Genomic DNA, 3,341 nt, shown 5'->3' with positions numbered 1-3,341 from the left:
CGGAGACGCTGGCGGTGACGAACCTGACCGCCACAGGCGAGGGCTGGACGGCATCCGTTGCCGGCTCGACCGCCCGGTTCCAGCCCGCGGGCGGAAATGCCAGCAACATCGAGGTCCGCCGCATCCCCTATTCGGGTGGCGTCGAATATATCGGCGTCCTCGGCGGCCAGCCCTTTGTCCTGCGGGTGAACGCGCAGGATTGCGGCGGCCAGCCGCTGACCGCGACCCTGCGCGCCCGCGGCACCACGCTGCCCGGTTGCGCCACGCCCGCCGGTGCCGCCTGATCGCGGCCTGGGGCGGCAGGACCGCCCCGGCCGACCCTGCCGGGCCCGCGCGCCCGGCGCCCTTCCATCCCGCCCGGCCTTGACCGCAAAAGGACTGTCCGCATGACAAAGGCCCGCCCGTCCCCCCTGACCCGCCGCCTGCTGGCCACGGCGCTGCCGGTTGCGGTGGCGCTGGTCCCGGCCGGCGCGGGCTTCGCCGACCCGATGATCGGCGCCGTCACCAACCGCTACGGCCTGCCCGGCGTCATCGACACGCCCACGGCCGAGATGATGCCCGACGCCACCCTCGGCGCGGTCCTCAGCTATGCCGAGGTCGGCAACACCGTCGGTCTCAGCTTCCAGATCCTGCCCCGCGCGACGGTCGTGCTGCGGTACGGCAAGTTCGACAGCACCGAGCAGCGGCGCGGCTATGTCCGTGACCGGTCCTTCGACCTGCGCCTGTCGCTGCTGGATGAATCCGAAGGCGGATGGCGGCCCGCCGTGGCCGTGGGCCTGCAGGACATGATCGGCACCGGCTTCTATGCCTCGGAATACATCGTCGCGACCAAGACCCTGGCTCCGCGCCTGCGGGTCTCGGCTGGCCTCGGCTGGGGCCGGCTGGCCAGTTCCGGCGGCATCGGTTCGCCCATCGGCGACCGGGGCGCGCCGGACGAAGAGGAAGGCGGGACCCTGAACACCGACCAGTGGTTCCGGGGCGAGGTCGCACCCTTCGTCAACCTGCAGTGGAAGGCCAATGACAAGCTGACCCTGCTGGCCGAATATTCCGGCGACGACTATGCCTGCGAGACCGGGGACGCGGAAAACTGCGCCCGCTCGGCCTGGCTCAGCGACGACGACGAATTGTCGAACAACATCAACCTCGGGCTGACCTACCAGGTCGGGCGCAATTACCAGATCGGCGCCTATGTGCTGGGCGGCACGCATTTCGGCGTCACCGCCAGCATGACGCTGAACCCGCGGCAGGCGCCCTATCCTTCGGGGCTGGAACGGGCCCCGGCGCCCGTGCGCCCGCGTCCCGCCGTCGCCGCCGACCCCGAGGGCTGGGCGGGCACCTGGTCGGCGGACCCGACCGCGCAGCCGGCGATCCAGAAGGCACTGGGCGACGCGCTGGCCAAGGAAGGCCAGACGCTGCAGTCGATGACGCTGACCGGAACCCGCGCCGAGGTCCGCATCCGCAACAACCGCTATATCCAGCAGGCCGAGGCGGTGGGCCGCACCGTCCGCCTGATGACCCGTGCGCTGCCGCCCTCGGTGGAAACGCTGGTCGTGACCTCGGTCGAGAACGGGATGCCGACCTCGTCCGTGACCTTCCGCCGCGCGGATGTCGAGCGGCTTGAGAACACCGAGGTCAGCCATATCGCCGATGCCGCGGTGATGACCGACGCCCAGCCGCGCCCCGCCGGGCTGGTGCAGAGCCCCGGCATCACGCCGCGCTTCCAGTGGTCCATCGGACCCTCGCTGAACACCGGGTTGTTCGATCCCGACGAGCCGCTGCGCTATGACGTGGGCATCTCGGCCCGCGCCACCTACGAGATCCTGCCGGGCCTGACCCTGAACGGGACGGTGCGCCAGCGGCTGTTCGGCAATGCCGAGCAGGACGCGCCGGGAAGCCTGTCGGTCGACGAATACCTCGCCCTGTCGGACGAGGAGATCGCCGACCGCAACAACGGCGTTTACCGCGTCCGGTCCGACGGGCGGATGTATTCCGGCAATGACGATCCGCGCATCCCGAACCTGACGCTGAACTGGAACGCGCGGCCGACCTCGACCGTCTATACCCGCGTGACCGTCGGCCTGCTGGAAAACATGTATGGCGGCGTCTCGACCGAGGCGCTGTGGAAGCCGGTGAACTCGCGCCTCGCGCTCGGGGCCGAGGTCAACCGGGTCCGCAAGCGCGACTACCGCGACGCCTTCGAGTTCCTCGATTACGAGGTCACGACCGGCCACGTCTCGGCCTATTACGAGTTCGGCGGCGGCTTCGTGGGCCAGCTTGACGTGGGCCGCTATCTGGCGGGCGACGATGGCGCCACGGTGACGCTGACGCGCGAATTCGCCAGCGGCTGGTCGGTCGGCGCCTATGCCACCAAGACCGACCTGTCGGCCGAGGAATATGGCGAAGGCTCGTTCGACAAGGGCATCACCGTCCGCGTGCCGCTGTCCTTCGCGCTCGGCACACCGTCCAAACGGACGGTGGGCGGCACGATCAGTTCGCTGAACCGCGACGGCGGCCAGCGTGTGCGGGTGCAGGGCCGGCTGTACGACGCCGTGCGCGACAGCCATTCGACCAAGATGTATGACGGCTGGGGGAGGTTCTGGCGATGAACGGCATGATCCGGGGCGCCGCGCTGGCGCTGGCCCTGCCCCTTCTGGCCGCCGGATGCTCGGGCGGCTCGGCCTCCGGCGACACGGGGACGGGACCGGGGATCGGGGGTTCGCTGGCCCGCGCCGTGCTGTCCCAGCGCAAGGCCCCGGCGGAACCGGTAGCGGCGCCCGATCCGCAGGCGATGGCGGCCGAGGCGCTGGCGGTCAACCCCGGCCCCCTGATCCTCGTGGGGCTGGAACGGCTCGGCACTACCCAGGTGCTTGCCATGACGGGCGAGAACCGGGGGATGCGGACCTACATGACGAAGAATGAGCAGGCGCTGATCATGCGTGGCTTCATGCTGACAGGCACCCGCGGCCTCGGCCACGACCTGTCGGTGGCCGAGGCCGAACAGTCCGCGGCCCTTGTCGCCGCCGGAGGGTCCGGCCCCGCGCGGCGCGTCATGCGCTATTACAGCGGCGACGGGCAGGAGCGGCCGCTTGTCTTTGCCTGCCAGGTCGGCCGCGGCCCCAATCCCGGCGTCATGGTCGAGAATTGCGAGGGTCACGGGCTGCAGTTCGAGAACAGCTACCTGCCCGCGGCGGGTGTCTCGCGCCAGTGGATCGGCCCGGGGCTGGGCCATGCGACGATCCAGGTGCTGCGGAACTGATCCTGCCCCGCAGCGACATCAAAGGCCCGCCGGAAGGCGGGCTTTTTCATGCGCCGGCCCTTGCCGGATAAGCAAAAGAAAAGGG

General features: G+C 70.3%; 3 protein-coding genes. All 3 read left to right on the top strand.

Annotated features, from left to right (window positions below; translation table 11 throughout):
* The coding region (locus Q4F04_RS15075; RefSeq protein WP_303370612.1) for a hypothetical protein at nucleotides 1-284 on the top strand (284 nt) is incomplete at its 5' end.
* Nucleotides 285-386: 102 nt separating this feature from the next.
* Nucleotides 387-2,606: a YjbH domain-containing protein gene (locus tag Q4F04_RS15070; protein ID WP_303370611.1), complete on the top strand. Its 2,220-nt coding sequence runs from the start codon at nucleotides 387-389 to the stop codon at nucleotides 2,604-2,606.
* Complete coding sequence (locus tag Q4F04_RS15065; protein WP_303370610.1) at nucleotides 2,603-3,256, top strand: YjbF family lipoprotein; 654 nt, start codon at nucleotides 2,603-2,605, stop codon at nucleotides 3,254-3,256. Before Q4F04_RS15070 ends, Q4F04_RS15065 begins: the two co-directional genes overlap by 4 nt.
* Nucleotides 3,257-3,341: the final 85 nt, after the last annotated feature.

Source organism: Paracoccus sp. (in: a-proteobacteria), assembly GCF_030536915.1.
Taxonomy (GTDB): Bacteria; Pseudomonadota; Alphaproteobacteria; order Rhodobacterales; family Rhodobacteraceae; genus Paracoccus.
The sequence above is the reverse complement of the archived record's forward strand: the minus strand, read 5'-3'. Positions and strand labels throughout refer to the sequence as shown.